The sequence below is a fragment of the Nocardia sp. CC227C genome, from assembly GCF_030767025.1.
In the GTDB taxonomy this organism is placed as follows: Bacteria; Actinomycetota; Actinomycetes; order Mycobacteriales; family Mycobacteriaceae; genus Nocardia.
The window spans coordinates 59,582-80,892 of record NZ_JASITE010000018.1 but is presented as its reverse complement, the minus strand read 5'-3'; the positions used below and the strand labels follow the sequence as shown (position 1 = coordinate 80,892).

Genomic DNA, 21,311 nt, shown 5'->3' with positions numbered 1-21,311 from the left:
GAGTACGGAGGTGTGGTGAAGTCGTCTGCCTCTGCTGCGGTCTAGGCACGTGGCTATGCATGGTGCTCAGTGTCGTGACTCGGACCGGTCCCGTGCCAGGGTCGGCGACCTGACGGCCGCGCGGTCGGCGCGCGGGGTGCTGTGTCCCTCCGGTATGGCCTTTCCGGGGCTATCACAGCCGGAACCTGTCCCGCGCGCTTGGCATCGGTATCTCGCGGTCGGTCCGGAGGGCGCGGGCCAGAACCGCGGCTGTGATCGGAGACGCCCCAGGCCATACCGGAGGGACACAGCACAAGCCAGGCTCTCGCGGTCCGACCGAAGTGCATCGCGCCCCGGAGGGGCGCGGAAAAGCGTCGCCTCGGCGGCGGGCCAGGCCGCCCAGAGGGACACGGGCTGTCAAGTGGCCGTTGGCGGGTCTACCGCACAACGAATCCCGGACGGTACTGGCCGTATCCAGCCTGACTGTCGCGAGGAATGCCGCCGATTCGCCGCGAATTCGCGGCGAAGAACTAGCAACGCAGAACCGTCAAATGTCCTGGTAGACAGACAGATTCGAACGTACTAGCCGACCGATGCAGATCCGCCCATTTCGGTCGCAATGTCCGACCGCTATGTCACTCTGGTGGAAGGAACCAGGTCGAGCAGCGTGCGGCGGCGCCGCCGGACGCCTACCGGCTGAGCACGGAGACATCAGCGATATGCGCAGCTTCGAAGAGCAGTACGCGGCCCTCCTAGCCCGGGCGAAGCGAGTCGGCGCCCATACTCCGCGCGCGGAGATTTGCATGATCCGACACGAGATCAAAACCCTCGACTACCGGCTGAGCCGCGCCGAAGTGACGCCCGAGCGACGTGACCGGCTGAACCGGGCAAGCTGGGAGGCCGCCCACGTGCTGGAACTGCAACGCTACGTCCTGAAGCATCCCCCCGTCACCGGACCGCAGAAGCCCCGCGACTCGGATCGCGACCGGCGGCGATCTCGCTAGGCGGGCCATCTTGCAGGTGAGATGGCTGGTAGGGCAGGGATTACAGGGTTCGGCAGTACAGACTGTCAGGCTGTCAAAAGTACAGAATTCTGTAGAATCACTACCGGGTAGTGAAACTGCCCGTTGAACGCGAGAAGGCCCCTCCCTCCGGTGCGCGGAGTTCGGGGCCAGTGGATGGCTAGAGCCATCCACTCTCGTGGGCAAGAAGAAGAACACGATGACCTGTGACCAGCAGGTTTCCGGTGAAGGTCGCTGCGATAGCAGCGACCTTCAGCCGTTCAAGGCATCTTTCACGTCTTCCCGCGGGCCGACGATGCTTGCCGCCCATTGGTATTCGCACCTCCCGTGGCGACCTCGGTCGAAGTCCCCTCCCCTGTGGAGAGGACCGCCGAAATCAGCACAGGAGCCGCGACAGCCGCGGGGAAGCGGTTACCGCCGACGGAGCCGATTCTACGTAATGCCGCGCCTCGTAGGGGATTTCGAGCTCATACAATCCGGGTGAGTTCGATGCGGACGCGGTCGTTCATGTCTCGGTCTAGCTGGGATCTACTCGTGTGCCTGATTTCGGGCGTCACCGGGGCCGCCGTGCGGTGTGTCCGGCCCTGACCGATATCGTTCTGGTCGAGGCGCACAGGCCGACCGTCCCACACAGGATGACCGAGGCATTCGAGCCGGTTGACGTCACTCGGTACCGTAACTAACTTCAACTGCTGCGATCGCAGTTGTCGCGGCGACCCCCGAAAGGGCTATGCACCGCCCGTATCGGGTAACGGATCTCCATGAGACAGCACGCGTATGAACTGATGCTCGGTCCGCTTCCGTTCACCGAAGCTGTCAGAACTCTTGACAGTCCGTACTTCGATCCGCAAGTACACATCCCAGGGAAGCATCTTTGCTTCGTTGGTGGGTACCCGAACGATCTCGGTCTTTCGCTTGTTCTGGCGCAGTTGCACCTGCGCGAACTCGTCGCCGAGCGTAACGCCTGCGAGGGACCCAGCTTTTACTTCGACCTCGTCGCTGGTACTCCGGGGTTCGAATAGGCGGTTTGCGCGGCTGCGTCCGCGGGTGGTGAGTCTCGATTGCCGCCGTCGACCGTCGTGTTGAGACAAATCGATCTCGATCCCAGCATCTGCCTTGTCGAGCGACTCAACCAGCAGCCTCAGCCGATGAGCGAGGTCTGTCGGAACGCCACTGAGTACGGGAGCGGCCCACGCGTCAGGGATAGTGGGGTGTTCCAGTAGATCATGCAAATTCAGAACACGAACCAGCGCGAGCTCAAGTGGTGAGGGCACGGCGACATCCAGCTCGCCCTCTGATGGAGAGTCAGCAGCAAATGAGGCGAGCGGAAGTACCACGCTGCCTTGCTCCACCTGACGGAACCCGAACGTGAGCTGGTTGGCGACGTCGGCTGGAGCAGCTGCCCGAACCTCGCGATCGAGCTGAGTGAAGATCTCCGCTGCATACGAGTCGAACAACCCGTCGTGGAAGCGCTCGCCGAGCAAGCGAATGCTGGCAAACCCGGGAAGGGACGCGGCAGGCTCGAACTGGCGTAGACCTGCGAACATTGCTGCGCGCAGGTATGACGAGGCAGGCTCGTCGTCCACCTCGTCCAGATTGCGAGCAGGTTCACGGCCTTGTAAGAGATGCGCATACTGTTCACGGACGCTCACAGCCGAACCTCCAGATAGCCTCGGCGGCTGCTACAGCTTTCTACCGAGGGTATGTCAGATCCGTCAATCCGGCAGCGTTCCCACCAATCGTCAAGACGGCCGCGGTCGTGAAGGTATGCCTGCTGGTCACCGCTGAGCACAGCATCCGCACGATGCGGCTGCACCACGGGGAACCAGCGGAGAGGAAACACCTCCAGACCGTACAACCTCTTGATTCCGTCCCGGTGTTGGGTGAGATCTCGAATTCTTTTCGATCCTGGTTTGCCGCATGCCTCATCTGCGAGAACGCCGTCGACCACGGGTGTGATATCGATATCGCGGGGGTCGAGCTTGCGGGATGCGAAGCTGCCCGCGATCCAGAACGAACGTAGCAACGACGACGAGAATCGGAGCCTCTCGGCCGCTTCCTCCCAGTCTGCGAGGTACTTGAGCAGCCCCACGAACAAGTCCCGCCGCGTGGTCGATGTCTCGAACTCTTCCGCCGCGACCAATCGCTCCTCAACCTCCCCGAGCGTGCAGGTATACCGGCCCGGTGGGATTTGGCCGGTCGTTTGGTCGAACGCGGGAATCAACCGCGCCCCCCTTTCCGATCTTCTTCGTGGGCGCCCGCAATCCATACCACGACCCACAGCAGACCCAATACGGCCAGAGACCAGGTCCAGATCGGTTGGCAGCGACGGTCATAAGGTTGGCAGATTCGGTCACCTCAGCCCAACGCTGTGCGTACGTCGTCCCACTGGGATCTTGAGCGATGGGCGTACCGCATGGTCGTGGTGATGCTCGCGTGGCCGAGTAGCCGGGATACTTCTTCGATCTGGATGCCGCTCTCAAGCAGTCGGCTGGCGTAGGTGTGGCGAAGGTCGTGGAGCCGAACATGGCCGATCGAGTGTCTGTGCTTGCCCTTGCCTACGTGTGCGATCCGGACCGACGCGTCGAATCGGTTCCGGAGGTTCGACGGGTCGAACGGCCGCCCTTGGACGTGAGCGAGGACGAGGCCGGAGCGGACGCGAGCACTGCGCGGGTATCTCACCGGTCGAGGCGCAGGTTTGCCTACGCCGGCATGCGAAAGGTGCCTGTGCAACTGCTGGCTCAGGCTCGCGCCGATAGGGATCACCCGTCGCTCATGATCCTTGGGCGCCTTCATCTCCTGCTCTACGGGATCGAACGCCCATTCGACAGAGATCGTTTTCCGCTTGAGGTCCACGTTTTCCCAGTGCAAGCCCATCGCTTCCCCGAGCCGCATCCCGGTGCCGAGTAGGACGTCGACGATCAACTGATCGAACTCGGTCAGTGACGCCTTGATTGCTGAAATTTCGCTGTCATCCAGGTAGCGCTCGGGCATCGGGCCTGGTTTGGGCAGAACGACCCCTTTGCACGGATTCGCGTCGATCACCTTCGCCTTGTGCGCTGCCTTCATCGATGAGCTGAGCAGGTAGTAGCACTTGGCGACCGTCGACGGCGCCATGCCGTCCCGTGTGAGATCAGTCACCCATCGTTGGATCGTGTCGGTCGTTATGTTGCGCATCGCAACCGACTCCCACTGCGGGCGGACGTGGTCGCGCAGCCGCCCTTGGTCGGAACGATCTGTGCTCTTCGCCACAATCCTGCTGGCTTGCCACTGCGGTTCCCACTCGCCCCACGTGAGCTTCCCGGCGTCGGCGGGGGAGGGTGACCGCCGCTGCTTGCGCTCCTCTGCGGACGCATCTCGAGCCGCATCCGCCTTCCTGGCGTATGTGCCCGGCACGCGCCGCTTCTCGCCCCTGGCGCCGCGGTAGACGCCTCTGTACCGGCCGTTGGGAAGCTTCTCGGCCCATGCCATCTCGGTCGTGCCTCCATCGATAACGATGTGGGGCATGCGTGGGGCATGTTGTAGTCTTGTCCCCGCTAAGCCCCTTTAGCTCAGTTGGTAGAGCTGGTGACTTTTAATCACTAGGTCGTAGGTTCGAGTCCTACAGGGGGCACCACGCTTGTCAAGGGGCACCTACGGGTGCCCCTTCGTCGTCTCTGCCCCATGACTGCCCCATTATTCTAGCGTTTTCGCAGGTGGGAGCGTTGATACTCGCGGATTAAAAGTCCGTAGCTCTACCAACTGAGCTATAGGGGCGCGGGAGGCCAGTTTAATGTGCGCGCCAGGGAAGTGTTAACCGAGTATCCGGTTGGTGGTTAGCTCCGGATGTTTGTGCAGGTCATGGCAGTTGAGCGGGTGGTCTGCGGGGGTGCGGGGCGGTGGGTTGCGTGGGGCGGAGCCGGCGGCGTGGGGCAGTGGGCGTCGGAGTCCGGCGTACCCGGGTGGCCCCGTCGGGGGTCTGATCGGCCGGTTCGCGCGGTCGGGGGTTCCGGCTGGCGTGGGGCAGGGGGGAAGAGGTGCGTGGGGCAGGGTGGGTGCTTCGGGGTGAATGGGGGAGCGATCGGGGATACCCTCGGCGGTGAACCAGTGTGGACGGGGCTGTGTCGCGGCTATCCGGCTCGATCCCCGTTCCGGATGATCGCCGCGGGTGGGCGCCGTGCTGTCGTGGCGGGTTGCGCCGGGGCGCGCGGTGGTTGGGTGGGGGCCGGTCGGAGGGACTGGCAATCGTATTGACACCCAGATTGATTCAGCTGGCAGTCCTCCGAATATCATCCAATCGTGATGTGTGGCAATGTAATTGGTGGGGGGTGTGGTAACCGGGCGGGGGCGGCGCCGGGCGGGCGGCGGCGCGGTGGCGGCGACAGGGTCCGTGCGCGGGCGGTCGCGGCGGGGTCGGCGGGCGGGTCGAACCTCCGTGAGATAAGGGTGAATTCGTCCTTCCGGACCAATCGCCCAACCGGTTGCTGCGGAATTGCGGAACGAGATAGGGGACGTTCTGGCTAACTGACTTTCCGGTACACACCACGCGGAGTGCGCTTTCCGGGTACGGTGACCGACTGGTGAATTCCCGAAGAACCGGGATTGCCCCGGCGGCACGGGATTCGGCTTATCGTTGATGTGCCCGAACGTGTCGCGACCGGTCTGGCCGATCGCGGCTCCAGAAGAGAGGCAGCGGGAGGCGACCAGACGACGTGAACGCCCGGGTGCGCACCCCCTGCGGCGCACCCGGGCGGGAAAAACTATACCAGTTGGTGTGTTTCAAGTTTTTCGCGCTTTTTCGTACCACAAGTTTGGTAATTCGGGCGCAAGCCCGTTCTGAAGTATTTGAAAGACACGTAACTTTGCGCCGGATGGCTGTTCTCACCGTGGAGAATGGCGCAACGGCGGTTAGCTAGCTTCGGAGGCGTTTCGAGCATGGCACGGCAGCAAGAGCGGGCCCGCCGGACACGTGCGGCGATCATCAGGTCCGCCGCCGTTGAGTTCGGGAAGAGCGGCTATGCCGCTGCATCGCTCAACCGCATATTGGAAGGTTCCCGCGCCACCAAGGGCGCCATGTACTTCCACTTCGACTCCAAGGAGGATCTCGCGCGCGCGGTCTTGGAAGCGGCTGTGGACCGCTACCGCGCGTCCACCGAAAGATGGCTCACCCGAGGCGATCTCGGTCCGCTCGACATCCTGCACGGGATGGTCGACGAGATCGCGTTGCGCCTGGAGAACGACATCATCATCCAGGCTGAGTTCCGGCTCATCATCGAACCGGAGTTCTACCGGGACATCCAGGCGGGCGGCGGTCGCATTCTCGGCCGCGCCATCCGGCTGCTCGCGGTGCGGGCGATCGAGCACAAGCAGCTGCGGCCGGACGCCGATCCGGACCGCTTCACCCGCACGCTGGCCGCCGCCCTGGCGGGCCAGCGCTACATCGCGGATGTGCTCGGCGGCCCGGGGGATCTGCGTTCCCGGTTCCGTGAGGCGCTCGAGGTGATCATCGAGGCGACGGCCACCCCGGAGTGGTCCGAGGAGTTCCGTCGCGTGGGCTGGCGGGTCAACGCCCGGCTGGAGGATCTTAATTTGACACCCTGACCAGCAGATTTGGGAATAAGCGGCGAGCTGTCATAAGCTATCTCCGCTCCCAACGGAAGCCGTTGAGCAAACGGTCCGGAGACATCCGGCGGGCCCCCTTCGTCTAGCGGCCTAGGACGCCGCCCTTTCAAGGCGGTAGCGCGGGTTCGAATCCCGTAGGGGGTACCAGTGGTGGAAACACCGCTGGAGGAGCAAGCAAGGCCCTGTGGCGCAGTTGGTTAGCGCGCCGCCCTGTCACGGCGGAGGTCGCGGGTTCGAGTCCCGTCAGGGTCGCAAGACTACAGCTTGGCATTCGGTACGGGTGCCTCCGGCCAGGTAGCTCAGTTGGTACGAGCGTCCGCCTGAAAAGCGGAAGGTCGCCGGTTCGATCCCGGCCTTGGCCACAGTTCGGATGGGTGTTGCACACACGGTGTGCAACACCCATTGTTCGTTTCCGGGTTATCCAGGCCGTAGCTGTCACGGCGAGTTTTTCATTTCGAGATTTCGAATTGACGGGCGCGCCGTACTGCCGCGTGTTTCACATCCGCCGCCGTGATCGCGGTGGGATGCTGGAGGCATGGCCGACAACTCCGATGATCAGTGGTACTACTGCCTGAAACACCACCGGGCGGAACAGGGCAAGCAGCACTGGGTGGGCGAACGGATGGGTCCCTACCCCGATAAGGCAACGGCGGAGCGGGCTTTGGAGATCGCCAGGGCGCGGAACAAAGCGGCCGACGAAGCCGAGGATTGAGCCCATTTCCCACGGTTGCCGGTGCGCTCACTCATCCCTCAGGTGAATCAAGTACCGTTTCGGGAGCAGAAACGACGAATGCCCGCCCGTGCCGCGCGCGCGTACGGGCCGGAATCGAGCGGGAGGGCGAGCCTTGAAGGTAACCGTGGTGGTGCCGACCTACAACGAGCGGGAGAACCTGCCGGTGGCGGTGGAGCGGCTGACCGCGCTACCCGTGTCCGACCTGCACGTGCTGGTCGTGGACGACAACTCACCCGACGGTACCGGCGAGGTCGCCGACAAGCTCGCCGCGGAACTGCCCAGCGTCGTGGGCGTGCTGCACCGCACGGAGAAGGACGGTCTGGGCCGCGCCTACATCGCGGGCATCACCCGGGCGCTCGCCGAGGGCGCGGATGTGGTGATCCAGATGGACGCCGACCTCTCACACCCGGCCGAGGTGATCCCGGCCATGCTGGAGAAGCTGGAGACCACCGACGCGGGCGTGGTGCTCGGATCCCGGTACGTGCCCGGCGGTTCCACCGCCGAGGAGTGGAAGTGGTACCGCAAGGCGCTCTCGGCCTGGGCCAACTTCTACGTGAATCTGATTCTGCGCTTGGGCGTCAAGGACGCGACCGCTGGGTTCAAGGCGTGGAAGGCCGATACGCTGCGCGCCATCGACGTGTCGTCGATCAAGTCGAACGGCTACTCGTTCCAGGTGGAGATGAACTACCGCACGGTCAAGAAGGGCATCCGGATCGCCGAGGTGCCGATCCGCTTCGAGGAGCGCACCAAGGGCGCGTCCAAGATGAGCCTCAAGGTGCAGCTGGAATCCGCCGCCATGCCCTGGAAGCTGCTGCTCGGCCGCCGGCTCTGAGGTAGCGAGTTCAGTCGCCCGTCGGCCACTCCAGCAGGGTGTCCACGAACAGCTGGCGCACCCGTTCGATGTCGGCGTCCATATCGGCCGGATTCCACCCGCTCACGTCGATGGGCGGCAGCACGGCCACGTCCACCACACCCTTGCGGACCACCGCCGAATCGCGCCAGGCGATCTCGCCCGCGTTCCGGATGACCACGGGAATGATCGGCACCCCGGACTGGATGGCGATGTGGAACGCGCCCTTCTTGAAGGCACCCACCCGCGGCGTGCGCGAGCGCGTGCCCTCGGGCGAGATGACGATGGACAGCCCGCCCCGCAGCGTCCGCACCACCGGAGCCAGCGCGGCCTTGGCCGCCGTCGGATCGGCGCGGTCGATGAAGGTCACCTCGACGAAGCGCATGAGCGGTCCGAAGATCGGATTGCGGGTGATCTCCTTCTTGGCGATGCCGGTGATGCCGCCGCCGAGCACCTCGGCCACCACCACCATGTCGAACTGGCTCTGGTGGTTGAAGATGAACACCGCGGGCCGCGGTGCGCGGGTGTGCTCCCGCCCCGTCACACGCACCCGCACCCCGGTGCCGCGCAGCGTGGAATCGGCGGCGTGGTTCAGCAGCGAATCCGCCATCTCCCGGCGCTGTTTGGTGTGCGCCTTGGCCGCCACCCCGAACAGCGCGCCCCCGAGCAGCGCCGCGAATCCGGCGGCGGTGCGGGCGTAGTCGGTGGGGCGGGGGGTGGTGCGGGGCCGGAAATGCAGGATGGGCCAATCCTTCTCGGTGGCCTCCAGTACCGTGCGGGGATCGGGGTTGACGGCCACCGGCCGCCCCGCCACCCCGAGCAGCGGCAGATCGGCGGCGCTGTCGGCGTACACCCAGCTGCGCTCCAGGTCGATGCCCTCGGCGAGGGCGAAGCGCCGCGCCGCGTCGGCTTTGCCGTTGCGCCACAGCGGCTTTCCGTCCACGTGGCCGGTGAGGACGCCGTCCTGGGTGGCCATGGCGGTGCACAGCACGGTGGGGATACCGAGTTCATCGGCGGCCGGCCGCACCTGGAAGCGGGTCAGCGAGCTCACCAGCACCAGGGTGTGCCCGGCGGCCTCGTGCTCGCGGATCAGCCGCCAGGCTTCCGGGTACAGGTGTCCGTAGACGGTGCGCTGGAACAGCGTCGCGCCCAGTTCCTCGAGCCGCTGCTCCGGCAGCCCGGCCCAGGCGTGCATGGTGTGCTGGAGGAATCGCTCGTATTCGCCCTCGCTGCGGGCGCCGCGGATACTGCCGAGCAGTCCGGCCGCGACGGGGTCGCGGTCGCGGCGCAGCAGTCGCCGGGTGAGCGAGGGCGGGTCGAATCCGTGTACGACCGTCCCACCGAAATCGAAGATGGCGGCGACCTCCGGACCTCGCGGCCCGCAACGGATGTCCGCGACCGCCTCGTCGAGGGTGATGGCCCGCGCTGGCTGCTCGGTAATGCCCGCGCCGGGCCGTCGTCGCCGCAGATACACGGGCCCGCCGGTCCGGGCGGAGTCGGCCTTTCGCGTGGTCCGGGAGCGTGTCAGGGCCGTACCGCCGGGAATCCTGCGGGCGCTCATAGCGTTTCCCGCCGGTTCGACGGGTCCAGGGTGGCGGCGCGGGTGATGCGTCCGCCGATGGCGCGCAGCTCCCCGGCGAATCTGGTCCGGCGCGCGGCCGAGTCGGCGGGGTCGGACGGGCCGGGGGTGAGCAGTCCGTGGTTGTCGGCGAGTTTGAGTGCGCTGCTGAACAGTTCGGAGGACACCGATTCGGGGCTTTGCAACCGCTGCTGCAACAGCATCTGCCGCCCGACATTGAGGCATTCGTCGATGATCGCCTTGCGATCGACGTCGGCGGCGGGGTCGTGGGCGGCCAGCCGTTCGGCGACCACCAGCTGCGCGTCGAAGAAGGACCGCAGTACCCGGTGCGCCATCATGAAGCCGGATCCGGCGAGCTGGGCCAGGATTTCGGTGCCGACGGTCCCGGCGGCGGTGCGGCGGTGCCACTGCGGGTCCACGTGCAGCATCTCCGCGGTGAGCTGTGAGGTGAACTCGGCCCGCTCGGGGAAGAAGAACTCGAATTTGAGCAGATCACGCAGCCGGTAGGCGGCCTCCCAGCCGACCCGCAGCTGATCCCCCTCCGGCGCTTCCACGGCGGTGAGCACGGCCAGCTCCAGAATGGCGCGGTTGACGAACCAGTGCACCGCGCTGTTGCGGTAGAACGCCGCCTCCAGATGCGCGCCCGCGCCGATGGAGTAGACCGGCTCCAGTCCGCCCCGGTACACGGTCACCACCTTGGCGATGGCGAGCTGTTCGAGCACCACCGCCAGGCCGTGATCGTCACGGAGCGTGTCGAGTTCGCCGCGGGGCAGATCGCGGTGCTCGAGGTAGCCGAGCACGGGCGCGATGGCGGCGCGCAGTTCGTCCCGGGTGAGGGCGCGTTCGTGCACGCCCAGCAGCACGAGCGTGGTGAGCGCGTTGACGGTGATCGGGGTGACGGCATTGATGCCCACCGCGACATCGAAGGCGAGTCGCTGCACGGCCCGCCGCTCCTGTTCCTCCACAACGCTTTCCGCTTCCGGGACGACGCCGTCACCGCCCGCTGCCGGGTTCGCCGTCGACGTCGCCGGGTTCGACACTGCCGGATTCGACGCACGCGGATTCGACGTTGCCGGAGCGGTGTTCGCCGCCGTCGCAGCCGCAGCCGATGTGCTCGGATAGGAGTCCGCCCAAGCGGGGGCCGATGCTGTCTGAGCCTCGCCCGCGGTCGTCGTACGCGGATTCGATGTCGGGTCCGACACCGCCGGTCCCGGATTCGAGATCGCCGGTCCCGCCGCCGCGCCCGGATCGGTGGGTTCGACGAGCGGGTCGCCGTGTGCGATCAGCCGTTCCCGCGCCGAGAGTGGTTCCCCGAAGCGCACGTACACGTGCCCCGCCGAATGCTGCTGATTGCGCACGTACCGCGCCAGCCAGGCCAGCCCCTCGGGCTGCTTCTTGCCGCCGGTCTGTTCGTCGGCGATGGCCCCGATCTCGTTGAGCCGCTCGTAGGTGATGGACACCGGCACCAGCATCACGTCGTCCACCCGGCCGGAGCGCAGCGCCGCCGCCAGATAGTTGAGCAGTCCGTATCGCGGCGGTCGCAGCTTCCCGGTGCGGGTGCGCCCGCCCTCGAAGTACCACTCCAGGTTGAATCGTTTGGCGAGCAGGTACGCGAAGTACTCCTCGACGACGGCCTTGTACACCTCGTCGTCACCGAAGCTGCGGCGGATGAACACGGTGCCGGTGCGGCGCGCGATCGGCCCCATGGGCCAGAAGCCGAGATTGGCTCCGCCGATCACGTGATTGGGCGGGAAGTCGTTGCGGGCGAGCACATCCCCGAGCACGAAGGCGTCCACGTAGGAGCGGTGCGAGGGCAGGAAGACCAGCGGGTAGCGCCGGTTGAGGCTGCGCAGCCGTTCGAAGCCGACGGGGTCGTCGTCGACCTTCCAGGTGGAGGCGTGCACGGGTCGCATGGCCTGGGTGAACAGATCGGAGACGAGGCGGCTCTGCGCGGCCACGAGTTCGCGCAGCGCCTTCTCCGCGCGGTGGTGCATCTCACGCGGTGAGGTGCCGGTCCGCGCGGCGATATCGTCGAGGCGGCGCAGGAATTCGGGGGAGTCGAGGATCTCCTCGGCTACCAGGCGCGGCACCTTGTAGCGGTCGCCGATGACGGCGCGCTCCGCGCGTTCCAGTGCGACGATGCCCGCGCGCACGATGGCGCGGGCGAACGCGGCGGCCGCACCGACGGCTCCGGGATTGTTGGCGCGCAGCTCGCTCAGCCGCGCGGGCTGCCCGGTAAGCACCAGGTGCCGGTCGGGCGCTTTGCCGATGAGTCGCCGCTGCATGAGGCGGTTGGGTTTGCGCGGATTGCTGAAGGTGATCAGATCGGTGAAGGTGGTGCGCCGCACGCCATCTCGTTCCGGCGGCAGCCACAGCACCCGCACGGGCACCACGAGCGGGTCGTCGTTGCGGTCGACCAGGCGGGTGGCGATGGCGGTGGGGTCGAGGTCGATCTGGGTGACGGGCGCCTCGGTGCCGAATTCCTGGTTGATGCCGCCCTCGGCGAGCCAGCTGCCGACGAGTTCACGTTCGACGCGGGTGGTGGAGTCGACCAGCGCCACCACCGAGCGCGGGGCGGTGGTGGCCGTGGGTATCCGGCTGTCGTGGTCGATCATCTGTGATCCCTCCGCGCGTGCTGACGTCTTCCATTCAAGCCGATATCGGGGTCGGTGGATGGCCGGTCGTGGGAAACATCGGCGATGGCGTGGCGATTCGCGGGCGGGCGGGGAGTGGCTGGCGCAACACGTCACTCTGAAGCAGGTAATGCTAACCTTACTTTCCTGAGTTAGGTCAGCATTACCTTGGAGGACGGGTGTCGGCGACGGACGAACGAGTACGACTGGACTTTTCGCACAGTCCGGCGCCAGCGAACCCGAAGGGCGGAATCGATCCGGTCGCCGCGCTGACCGGCCTGGCCGCCGCCGACCGATTCGGCGAATACGTCGTCTACGAGAAGCCCGGCGAATGGGTGTTCGCCGCCGACCCGCTCGGCGGCATCGAACTCGACGCCGACGAGTTGCGGGTCACCTGGGCGGGCGACACCACCGCCACACCGTGGACCGGCAGCCCGGCACGGGTCGTCGACCGCGCGCTGGCGGGCCTGCCGCTCGCCGGGCGCAACGCCTACGGCTGGATCGGGTTCGAGTTCTGCGCCTGGGCGCTCGGCTCGACCGATTACGTCCACCCCCGCGCCACCCTCGCCCACCTGATGATCCCGCGGATCGAGGTGCGGCTCAGCGCCGCCGGTATCCAGGTATCGGGCGCGACCACCGACGAGGCCGCCGACATCCTGGCGCTCATCGGCGCGGCGCAGGGAACGGCGCTGCCGGTCGGGCATCCGGTAGACGTGACCGGCGATCCGACCGGGTACCGGGAGCGAGTGGCCAAGGCCGTCGAGGAGATCAACGCGGGCCGCTACCAGAAGGTCATCCTGTCGCGGAAGGTGGAGCTGCCCTTCGCCGTGGATATTCCGTCCACCTACCGGCTGGGTCGGGCCAACAACACCCCGGCCCGGTCCTTCCTGCTGCGGCTGGGCGCGCTGGAGGCCGCCGGGTTCAGCCCGGAACTGGTCGCCGCGGTGGACGGCCGTCGCGTGGTCACCACCGAACCGCTCGCCGGGACACGCGCTTTCGGCCGCGGCACGGACGTGGATACCGCCGCGCGCGCCGATCTGCTCAGCGATCCCAAGGAGATCGTCGAGCACGCGCTGTCGGTGCAGACCTCCTTCGCCGAGATCGCGACCGTGGCCGAGCCCGGCACCACCGTCGTCTCTGACTACATGGCGGTGCGCGAGCGCGGCAGCGTGCAGCACCTGGCCTCCACCGTGCGCGGCACCCTGGCCGCCGACCGCAGCCCGTGGGACGCGCTCGAGGTGCTGTTCCCGTCGGTGACCGCCTCCGGCATTCCGAAGGCGGACGGCGTGGACGCGGTTTTCCGCCTGGATCACGATGAGCGCGGCCTGTATTCGGGTGCGGTGGTGACGGTGTCGCCGGACGGCGCGTTGGAGGCCACCCTGGTGCTGCGCGCGGTCTACCAGACCGGCGAGGGCGCGTGGCTGCGCGCCGGAGCGGGCGTGGTGGGCCAGTCGCGGCCGGAGCGCGAATTCGAGGAGACCTGCGAGAAATTGGGCAGCGTCGCACCGTACGTGGTTCGGGCGCAACAGCACTGAGGTCCCGGCCGAAGTCTCGACAACACTGCGGCCCTCCCGGAGCCTCGACAACACTGCGGCTCTCCCGGAGCCTCGACAACACTGCGGCCTCGCCCGAAACCCCGGCAACACTGCGGCCTCGCCCGACGCCTCGGCCCCGAAACCCGAGCCCGAATCCCGGCCACCACAGCGCGGCCCCCGGACCGCCGTGCGGAGACCGCTTCGCGTCTTCCCCTCGCGGGCAGTCGGTCTCCGGCCCCGGTGGAACGTGTGGCCCCCTGCATCAGCAGGGGGCCACACGCATTTCAGGCGGGATGCCAGGATGCTCTCGTGCGCGCGCCCGTACCGTTTCGCTACGAGCGCCGACGAATTCGAGGGCGGAGTCGTACACGAACGGGAAAGCGTGCGAGCCTGCCACTCCGGCGGCCCGCCGCACGGTGGGCTCAATCCGCCGCGCGCAGCGCCTTCTTGTCGATCTTGCCGACGGCGGTGACGGGCAGGGTGTCGGCCTGGCGCAGCACGTCCGGCAGCTTGTAGGTGGCCAGGCCGCGGTCGGTGAGGAAGCGCTTGATCTCGGCGAGGCTGGGCATCTCGCCCTCGACCACCAGGACGGCGCACACCTTCTCGCCGAGGGCGGCGTCGGGCAGGCCGACGGCCGCGGCGTGCCGCACGGCGGGATGCGCGAGCAGATGCTCCTCGAGTTCGTCGCAGGAGACGTTCTCCCCGCCGCGGTTGATCACGTCCTTGCTGCGGCCGGAGACGATCAGGTGCCCGCTGGGCAGGCGGCGCACCAGATCACCGCTGCGGTAGAAGCCGTCCGGGGTGAACGAGCGCGCATTGTGTTCCGGCGCACGATAATAGCCGCGCAGCGTGTAGGGGCCGCGGGTGAGCAGCTCGCCCTCCTCGCCGTCGGGCACCTCGTTGCCCTCCCCGTCCACGATGCGCAGTTCGTCGTGCGGCGACAGCGGGCGGCCCTGGGTGGTGCAGACGATCTCCTCGGAGTCGTCCAGGCGGGTGTAGTTGAGCAGGCCCTCGGCCATGCCGAACACCTGCTGGAGTTTCGCGCCGAGCGCGGGGGCGACCTCGCGGGCATTGACCTCCGCCAGGCGTGCGCCGCCGACCTGGAGCAGACGCAGCGAGGACAGGTCGGCCTCCTCCCACTCGGTGGCGGCGCACCACAGCTGCGCCAGCGGCGGCACCACGGCGGTCACGGTGACCCGATGCCGTTCGATGGCGGCGAAGGCGCTCTCCGGGCTGGGGTCGGTGACGAAGGCGAGCGCGCCGCCGGTCGCCACGGTGCCCAGGATGCCGGGGCAGGCCAGCGGGAAGTTGTGCGCGGCGGGCAGCGTCGCGAGATACACGTCCTCCGGTCCGAGCGCGCACACCGCCGCGCTGGCCGTGGCGTTGTAGGCGTAGTCGTCGTGGGTGCGCGCGATGAGCTTGGGCAGCCCGGTGGTGCCGCCGGAGACCAGCATCAGGGCGATGTCGGCGGCATCGATCTCGGGCAACGAATCACCCTCGCCGGAAATGGAATTCAGGTCGGTGAAGGTGCCCGGGTCGCCGAGCACCAGCACGTGGCGCAGCGTCGGCACGGCGGCGGCGACCTCGGTGGCGAGGACGCGGTAGTCGAAATCGCCCAGCCGGTCGGCGATCAGGTAGGCGACCGCGCCGGAGAGCCGGGTGAGGTGCTCGATCTCGGCGCGGCGGTGCGCGGGCAGGGTGAGCACCGGAATGATCCCGGCGCGCAGCAGACCGAACAGGATGCGCGGGAAGTCGGGGACGTTGGGCAGCTGCACCACCACGCGGTCGCCGGGGCGCAGGCCGAGCTTCAGGAAGCCGTGGGCGGTGCGGTCGGCGGCGGCGTCGAGTTCGGCGTAGGTCAGGGTGGCGTCGTCCGACAGCAGGGCCGGGCGGTCGGGCCGGGTGCGAGCCGTCTCGCGCAGCAGCCGGTCGAGCGGGCGGCCGGTCCAGTAGCCCGCGCGGCGGTATTCGTCGGCCAGGTCGGCGGGGAAGGGAACGAAGCCGTCGCGGTGGTCCTGGGCGGCTGGGGCTGGGATTGTCACGTCGTGCCTCTTACTCACGCTATGGGATGTCTTGGTCACGCTATCGAATGTCGCTACATAGGTTAGGCAACCCTATCTCAATGGGTTAGTCTGCTCGGGTAGGAGTACGGGCGAACCCCGGCGGCACGGCACGAGGAGTGACAACGGCATGGAGTCAGCGCAGAGCGGCAGCGACGCGACCGGCGCGGCGATCGGCAAGGACGAGATCCGCTCCGCCATAGCCACCCACCTCGGCCTCGACCCCGCCGATATCGCCGACGGCGACGACCTCATCCAACACGGCCTCGACTCCATCCGCACCATGAAGCTCGCGGGCGGCTGGCGCAAACGCGGCATCGCCGTGAACTTCGCCCAGCTCGCCGCCGCACCGACCGTCGCCGACTGGCACCGCCTGCTCGGTGGAGATACGACCGCGTCGGAACCGGATGGCGGCGCGGGTGAGCACCGCGCCGCCACCGAAATCGTCCCCGCGACGGCCAATGGTGCCGCACCCGCGTCGAACCATGGCAATGCCGCAGCGGGTGGACGCGTTGCCGCCGCCCATGGTGTCGATGGTGGCGCGGGCGATGCCGACGCCCGGCCAGGTGATGCCGTGAACGGGCGCGCTGTGGCGGACGCCCCGGTCGGTGGCGTGGGTGGTGCCGACGACCCGTCACATGATGCTCCGCGCCGACACGGGTCAGCGGACGTCGTGATCGGCGGCGCGGGCGTCATTGCCGGTGGTGCGGACGGCACGGTCGGTGCGGCGGACGTCGCGGACGGCGAGTCTTCGGGGGCGCTGGCGGTCGGCGATGCCGACGCGGCGCGTGCGGTGCCCGCGGCCGCGGGTTCCTCGCCCGCGACGGAGACGGCCGACGACGGTTCCCCGTTCCCGCTCGCGCCGATGCAGCACGCCTACTGGATCGGGCGGTCCGAGGGGCAGCGGTTGGGTGCGGTCGCGGCGCATCTGTACGTCGAGTTCGACGGCGGGGACGTCGACCCCGAACGTCTGGAGCGGGCGGCCGAGCAGCTGGTGGCACGACATCCCATGCTGCGCACGCGGTTCCTGCCCGACGGCACCCAGCAGACCCTGGAGCGTCCGGGGCGGCCGGTGTGGAGTGTGACCGATCTGCGGGATCGGGACGCCGCCGAGGTCGAGCGGGTGCTGGAGTCGCTGCGGGACGGCAAGACCCATCAGCTCATGGCGGTGGAGGACGGGCAGGTCATCGATATCGCCCTGACCCTGCTGCCGGGCGGCCGCACCCGCCTGCACCTGGATGTGGACATGCTCGCCGCCGACGCCATGAGCTACCGCATCCTCATCAGCGATCTGGCGCGGCTCTACCACGGCGAGCAGCTGCCGCCGCAGACCTACACCTTCCGCGAATACCTGGCGGGCCAGGCCGCGCCGGGACCGGACCACGCGCGCGACCGCGACTGGTGGCAGCGCCGCCTGCCGGAACTGCCCGGCGCACCGGAACTCCCGCGCGCCTCGGAACTGGCGCATGCGACGGCACCCGAGAGCACTGCGGCATCCGCGAGCCCGGCACCAGTAAGCCCGGCACCTGTGAGCGCCGCGGCATCCGCCAGCGCCGCGGCACCCCAGCCCGTGCCAGCCGTGGGGAGTCACGCGGCCGAGATGCGGACCGTGCGCTTCCACCGCTGGCTGTCCCCGGCGGCGAAGGCGCGCATGTTCGCCGCCGCGCACGCCCGGGGCATCACCCCCGCCATGGCGTTGGCGTCGGTGTTCGCCGAGACCATCGGCGGCTGGTCGGCGCAGCGGCGGTTTCTGCTGAATCTGCCGCTGTTCCACCGGGAACCGGTGCATCCGCAGGTCGATGGCGTGGTGGGCGACTTCACCTCCTCGGTGCTGCTGGCGGTCGACGTGACCGAACCGGCCACCGTCACCGAGCGCGCCAAGGCATTGCAGCGCGAATTGCATGCCGCCGGTGCGCATTCGGGCTACTCGGGGCTGGAGGTGCTGCGTGATCTCGGCCGCCGGCGCGGCGAGCCGGTGCTGGCCCCGATCGTCTACACCAGCGCCATCAACCTCGGCGAACTCTTCGCCGACCACGTCACCGACACCTTCGGCGACCCGGCCTGGATCATCTCCCAGGGCCCGCAGGTGCTGCTGGACGCCCAGGTCACCGAGGTTCGCGGCGGCCTCCTGCTGAACTGGGACGTGCGCGCCTCCGCCTTCCCCGCGGGCATGGTCGAGGCCATGTTCGCCCGCTACATCGACGCCATCCTGCGCCTGGCGGGCAGCACCGACAGCACCGAGACCAGCGAAACCATCGGCGGCGCGGGCGCGGCGGCCGCCGAGGCGGCGGACCGGGCAGCCGCCAACTCGGCCACCGGGGTCACCGAGCATGCCGCTCCCGAGACCGCCGCCGATGAGGTGGCCGGTGTCGCGAATCTCGCGGCCCAGGTCGGCGCCATGGAGGAAGCCGTGGCCGCCGCCCTCTCGGCGACGCGGCCGGTGGACAACTCCGAGACCGGGTGGGATGCCGAGGCCACGGTCCGAATCCCGCTGGAGCAGGCCGTCGTCCGCTCGCGGGTGAACGCCACCTCGGGGCCGGTGACCGGTCGGACGCTGCATGCCGGACTGTTCGAGCACGCGGCAGCGAAACCCGACGCGCCCGCGGTGATCTGGGAGAGCGACGCGGTACCGGGTGATGATCGCGCCGATGGCGAGCGCATATCGCGGGCGCACACCCTCTCCTACGGCGAGCTGGCCGCGCAGGCGCTCGCGGTGGCGGGTGCGCTGCGGGCGGCCGGGGTGCGGCCGGGGGACGCGGTGGCCGTGCAGCTACCGAAGGGCCCGGATCAGATCGTCGCCACGGTCGGCGTGCTGGCGGCCGGGGGCGTGTACGTGCCGATCGGCTTCGATCAGCCCGCCGCGCGCCGCGCGGAGATCATCCGCACCGGTGACGTGGTGGCCGCGCTGACCGCCGGGGCCGAGGTGCCGGAGGTGCGCACGCTGGCGCTGGCCGGTGCCCGGGTCTTCGCCGAACCCCTTGCCGAGCCGGTGTTCCCGGATCCGGAGGCCATCGCCTACGTGCTGTTCACCTCCGGCTCCACCGGCACGCCCAAGGGTGTCGAGGTGCCGCACCGCGCCGCCATGAACACCATCGACGATCTCGACGACCGCTTCGAGATCGGCCCCGCCGATCGCGCACTGGCCTTGTCCGCCTTGGAGTTCGACCTGTCGGTGTACGACATCTTCGGTCTGTTCGCCGTCGGCGGCGCGGTGCTGGCCGTGGACGAGACCCAGCGCGCCGAACCGGCCCGCTGGCTGGAACTCATCGAGCGGCACCGGGTTTCGGTGCTCAACTGCGTGCCCAGCCTGCTCGACATGCTGCTGTCCGCGGCGTCCGGGCGGCGGCTGGACAGCCTGCGCATGGTCATCCTGGGCGGTGACTGGGTGGATGTGGCCCTGCCGGGCCGCCTGAAGCAGATCGCGCCGGGCTGCCGCTTCGCCGGTCTGGGCGGCGCGACCGAGACCGCCATCCACTCCACCGTCTGCGAGGTGGTCGACGCCCGCGTCCCCGCGGAGTGGTCGGCGGTGCCGTACGGCACGCCGCTGCGGAACGTGCGGTGCCGCGTGGTCGGCCCGGCCGGGCACGACTGCCCGGACTGGGTGACCGGGGAACTGTGGATCGGCGGCGACGGCGTGGCGGCCGGATACCGCAATGACCCCGAGCGCACCGCCGACCGCTTCGTCACCCACGAGGGTCTGCGCTGGTACCGCACCGGCGATCTGGCGCGCTACCTGCCCGACGGCACCCTGGAATTCCTGGGCCGCGCCGACCATCAGGTCAAGATCCGGGGCTACCGGGTGGAATTGGGCGAGGTGGAGAGCGCGCTGCGCGCCCTGCCCGGTGTGCGCCACGCCATCGCCGCGGTGATCGGTTCGGCCGCACCCAAACTGGCCGCCGTGGTGGTCGGGGTCGAGGGCGCGCGGCTGCGGGTGGAGACGCTGCTGGCGGAGGCGGCGGACCTGCTGCCCGCCTACATGATTCCCACGCGCGTCGAACTGCTGGCGGAGCTGCCGTTCACCGCCAACGGCAAACCGGATCGCAAGGCCATCGCCGCACTGCTGGCGGCCGGTGAGCAGGCGAGCGAATTCGTCGCCCCGCGAACGGATCTGGAGCGCGCGCTGGCGGATATCGTCGCCGCCGTGCTCGGCCGCGAGCGGGTCGGCGCGACCGACGACTTCTTCGCCCTCGGCGGTGATTCGGTGCTGGCCACCGCGGTGGTCGCACGGGTGCGGGAGTGGCTGGATTCCCCCGACACCGTGGTCGCCGACTTCTTCGCCGCCCGCACCGTCGCCGGACTGGCGCAGCGGCTGCTGGACCGCGAGCAGCGCACCGGCGCACCCGGCCGACTGGCCGCGGTGGCGGCGATGTACCTGGAGGTCGCCGCCATGTCCGAGGAGGAGGTGCTGGCGCAGCGCTGAGTTCCTGGAACGAACGCTGGCCCGCACCGAAATCGGTGCGGGCCAGCGGCATTCGTGAACCGAGGCGGACTACTCGATGACCGGGCAGGCTCCGTCTATGACCCCGATGTCGTGGAAGAACCGGTAGCACGACGGATTGTCGGGCAGGTACCAGTGCAGGCCCTCCAACAGGAAGACCGCCACCAGGTTGACCACGATCACCAGCCCGCAGAACCACAGCGCGAGCCTGCCGATGCGCGCGGCCGCACCGCCGGTCGGCACGGACGTGCCCGCGGTCGCGTGGGCGAAGGTCAGCACCACGCCGATGGTGGCGATGGCGGCGACGAACAGGATCAGCGCCCACACGTAGAGGTGCAGTCCGAGCACCGTGCCGCCGTATCCCGGGTCGCCCGGCAGGATGTGCAGCATGGTCTGCCGCCACGCGGCGAAGCCGCCGCCGAAGCAGCCGACCACCGCCAGCCCCCAGCCGGTCATGTAGTCGCGCCGGGTGATGGTGCCGCGCAGCCCCTTCGCCACGATGTAGGCCCCGCCCAGTGCGGCGAGGGTCATGAAATCGCGCTGCACCATGCACAGCGGGCACGGATAGTCCCAGGTGCCGAACTGCACGGCCAGTCCGCCGCAGACCACACCGGTCCAGCCGACCACGAAGATGACGGCGAGCCAGTACTGCACCAGACCGAGCCGCCCGCTGTCGACGGTGCGGCTGCCGAGCGTCGTGGGCGTCACCATGTCAGCCCCAAGCCGAGTCCGCTGGTGATGTGGTGCTTCAGCAGCAGACCGGTCGCCAGGAACGCGATCCACCAGGCCGCCAGCACCAGGCGGCGGGATCGCTGTTGATAGATCATGACCAATACGACCAGCAAACCGGCCCAAATGATCGTGTCCATGTGGCGGACGCT

The 21,311-nt window shown here is 68.4% G+C and carries 13 protein-coding genes, 4 tRNA genes and 3 pseudogenes; 12 read left to right on the top strand and 8 right to left on the bottom strand.

The window, feature by feature from the left end; all coding sequences use genetic code 11:
* The first annotated feature begins 782 nt into the window (after positions 1-782).
* Positions 783-983, top strand: coding sequence for a hypothetical protein (locus QMO76_RS29480; RefSeq protein WP_306364616.1), 201 nt, complete (start codon positions 783-785; stop codon positions 981-983).
* Positions 984-1,729: 746 nt separating this feature from the next.
* On the opposite strand, the gene QMO76_RS29475 is transcribed toward QMO76_RS29480, so the two are convergent.
* From QMO76_RS29475 to QMO76_RS29465, 3 genes are all read right to left on the bottom strand, one after another.
* Positions 1,730-2,653, bottom strand: a complete 924-nt coding sequence (locus QMO76_RS29475; RefSeq protein WP_306364615.1) for a hypothetical protein — start codon at positions 2,651-2,653, stop codon at positions 1,730-1,732.
* Positions 2,650-3,225 carry a hypothetical protein gene (locus QMO76_RS29470; RefSeq protein ID WP_306364614.1) on the bottom strand — a complete coding sequence of 192 codons (576 nt, stop codon included), beginning with the start codon at positions 3,223-3,225 and terminating at the stop codon, positions 2,650-2,652. Before QMO76_RS29470 ends, QMO76_RS29475 begins: the two co-directional genes overlap by 4 nt.
* Before the next feature lie 134 nt (positions 3,226-3,359).
* Positions 3,360-4,508 (bottom strand): site-specific integrase, encoded by a 1,149-nt coding sequence (locus QMO76_RS29465; protein WP_306364613.1) that lies wholly within the window; start codon positions 4,506-4,508, stop codon positions 3,360-3,362.
* A gap of 33 nt (positions 4,509-4,541) precedes the next feature.
* Between QMO76_RS29465 and QMO76_RS29460 the strand changes: the two genes are divergently transcribed.
* From QMO76_RS29460 to QMO76_RS29430, 7 genes are all read left to right on the top strand, one after another.
* Positions 4,542-4,617, top strand: a tRNA-Lys gene (locus QMO76_RS29460).
* Positions 4,618-5,915: 1,298 nt separating this feature from the next.
* The gene (locus QMO76_RS29455) at positions 5,916-6,581 is read left to right on the top strand and encodes a TetR/AcrR family transcriptional regulator (protein WP_306364612.1); all 666 of its coding nucleotides are present in this window, start codon (positions 5,916-5,918) and stop codon (positions 6,579-6,581) included.
* Between the two features lie 92 nt (positions 6,582-6,673).
* A tRNA-Glu gene (locus tag QMO76_RS29450) sits at positions 6,674-6,749 on the top strand.
* Between the two features lie 31 nt (positions 6,750-6,780).
* Positions 6,781-6,854 (top strand) — tRNA-Asp (locus QMO76_RS29445).
* Between the two features lie 36 nt (positions 6,855-6,890).
* A tRNA-Phe gene (locus QMO76_RS29440) sits at positions 6,891-6,964 on the top strand.
* 173 nt (positions 6,965-7,137) lie between these two features.
* Positions 7,138-7,314 (top strand): hypothetical protein, encoded by a 177-nt coding sequence (locus tag QMO76_RS29435; protein WP_162836493.1) that lies wholly within the window; start codon positions 7,138-7,140, stop codon positions 7,312-7,314.
* A gap of 151 nt (positions 7,315-7,465) precedes the next feature.
* Positions 7,466-8,167 carry a polyprenol monophosphomannose synthase gene (locus QMO76_RS29430; protein WP_306364672.1) on the top strand — a complete coding sequence of 234 codons (702 nt, stop codon included), beginning with the start codon at positions 7,466-7,468 and terminating at the stop codon, positions 8,165-8,167.
* Positions 8,168-8,177: 10 nt separating this feature from the next.
* Here QMO76_RS29430 and QMO76_RS29425 read toward each other — a convergent pair whose 3' ends face one another.
* Together QMO76_RS29425 and QMO76_RS29420 are read right to left on the bottom strand one after the other, a co-directional pair.
* Complete coding sequence (locus QMO76_RS29425) at positions 8,178-9,746, bottom strand: HAD-IB family hydrolase (protein ID WP_306364611.1); 1,569 nt, start codon at positions 9,744-9,746, stop codon at positions 8,178-8,180.
* Positions 9,743-12,379 carry a glycerol-3-phosphate 1-O-acyltransferase gene (locus QMO76_RS29420; RefSeq protein WP_306364610.1) on the bottom strand — a complete coding sequence of 879 codons (2,637 nt, stop codon included), beginning with the start codon at positions 12,377-12,379 and terminating at the stop codon, positions 9,743-9,745. The genes QMO76_RS29425 and QMO76_RS29420 overlap by 4 nt, the downstream gene beginning before the upstream one ends.
* A 197-nt stretch (positions 12,380-12,576) precedes the next feature.
* Here QMO76_RS29420 and QMO76_RS29415 point away from each other — a divergent pair, with 197 nt between their 5' ends.
* Positions 12,577-13,932 carry a salicylate synthase gene (locus QMO76_RS29415; RefSeq protein ID WP_306364609.1) on the top strand — a complete coding sequence of 452 codons (1,356 nt, stop codon included), beginning with the start codon at positions 12,577-12,579 and terminating at the stop codon, positions 13,930-13,932.
* A 422-nt stretch (positions 13,933-14,354) separates the two neighbouring features.
* On the opposite strand, the gene QMO76_RS29410 is transcribed toward QMO76_RS29415, so the two are convergent.
* Entirely contained in the window at positions 14,355-15,974 is a 1,620-nt protein-coding gene (locus tag QMO76_RS29410) for a (2,3-dihydroxybenzoyl)adenylate synthase (protein ID WP_306364608.1), read from the bottom strand.
* 148 nt (positions 15,975-16,122) lie between these two features.
* On the opposite strand from QMO76_RS29410, the pseudogene QMO76_RS35460 reads away from it, so the two are divergent.
* From QMO76_RS35460 to QMO76_RS35450, 3 pseudogenes are all read left to right on the top strand, one after another.
* A pseudogene (locus QMO76_RS35460) lies at positions 16,123-16,347 on the top strand (phosphopantetheine-binding protein); the annotation flags it as partial.
* Positions 16,348-16,836: 489 nt separating this feature from the next.
* Positions 16,837-18,225, top strand: a pseudogene (locus QMO76_RS35455) (condensation domain-containing protein); the annotation flags it as partial.
* Between the two features lie 225 nt (positions 18,226-18,450).
* A pseudogene (locus QMO76_RS35450) lies at positions 18,451-20,412 on the top strand (amino acid adenylation domain-containing protein); the annotation flags it as partial.
* A 69-nt stretch (positions 20,413-20,481) separates the two neighbouring features.
* On the opposite strand, the gene QMO76_RS29400 reads toward QMO76_RS35450, so the two are convergent.
* Both QMO76_RS29400 and QMO76_RS29395 read right to left on the bottom strand, forming a co-directional pair.
* Entirely contained in the window at positions 20,482-21,141 is a 660-nt protein-coding gene (locus QMO76_RS29400) for a disulfide bond formation protein B (protein ID WP_306364606.1), read from the bottom strand.
* On the bottom strand, positions 21,135-21,299 hold the full coding sequence (locus QMO76_RS29395; protein ID WP_306364605.1) for a DUF5993 family protein: 165 nt from the start codon (positions 21,297-21,299) through the stop codon (positions 21,135-21,137). The genes QMO76_RS29400 and QMO76_RS29395 overlap by 7 nt, the downstream gene beginning before the upstream one ends.
* Positions 21,300-21,311 lie beyond the last annotated feature (12 nt).

What these genes read in the sequence shown, in the direction of transcription:
- QMO76_RS29480 (WP_306364616.1), top strand. Translation starts at nt 783, where the DNA reads ATGATCCGACACGAGATCAAAACCCTCGACTACCGGCTGAGCCGCGCC.
- QMO76_RS29465 (WP_306364613.1), bottom strand. Translation starts at nt 4,508, where the DNA reads ATGCCCCACATCGTTATCGATGGAGGCACGACCGAGATGGCATGGGCC.
- QMO76_RS29455 (WP_306364612.1), top strand. Translation starts at nt 5,916, where the DNA reads ATGGCACGGCAGCAAGAGCGGGCCCGCCGGACACGTGCGGCGATCATC.
- QMO76_RS29435 (WP_162836493.1), top strand. Translation starts at nt 7,138, where the DNA reads ATGGCCGACAACTCCGATGATCAGTGGTACTACTGCCTGAAACACCAC.
- QMO76_RS29425 (WP_306364611.1), bottom strand. Translation starts at nt 9,746, where the DNA reads ATGAGCGCCCGCAGGATTCCCGGCGGTACGGCCCTGACACGCTCCCGG.
- QMO76_RS29420 (WP_306364610.1), bottom strand. Translation starts at nt 12,379, where the DNA reads ATGATCGACCACGACAGCCGGATACCCACGGCCACCACCGCCCCGCGC.
- QMO76_RS29400 (WP_306364606.1), bottom strand. Translation starts at nt 21,141, where the DNA reads ATGGTGACGCCCACGACGCTCGGCAGCCGCACCGTCGACAGCGGGCGG.
- QMO76_RS29395 (WP_306364605.1), bottom strand. Translation starts at nt 21,299, where the DNA reads ATGGACACGATCATTTGGGCCGGTTTGCTGGTCGTATTGGTCATGATC.